General features: G+C 29.7%; 1 protein-coding gene. It reads right to left on the reverse strand.

Going from position 1 to position 343, the window contains the following annotated elements:
- Window positions 1–86: 86 nt before the first annotated feature.
- Window positions 87–343, reverse strand: a 257-nt coding sequence (ytxC, locus tag SB775_RS28130; protein WP_410864453.1) for a sporulation protein YtxC, incomplete at its 5' end; no start/stop codon positions are given.

Below are 343 nucleotides of genomic sequence, written 5' to 3' on the forward strand. Positions count from 1 at the left end.
GCTTCCCTCTCTGAAAATCGTAGAAAACTACCCATGTCCTCATCATAACATTTCAATATATTTCATTTATGTAGGTAATTATATGCTCAAAAACTTAGAAAATCAAGGGCGTTACCTTTATTTTTTAAATTTTTCACATTGCGCTCAAATTCATGTAATCCATGTAGTTGCACTCGTTCCTGAAATACATTTCGCAAAGTAATAATCATATTATGATCTTGTTCTTTCGTATATAAATAAATCTTTTTCGGCGAAATAGAAAGAAGTGGTGCAATTACTTTCGTATCGATATATACATCCTGTTTCTTTAATAATTCTTCATCTATATATTGAACCAATTTCT

The sequence above is a fragment of the Peribacillus sp. SIMBA_075 genome (assembly GCF_046534585.1).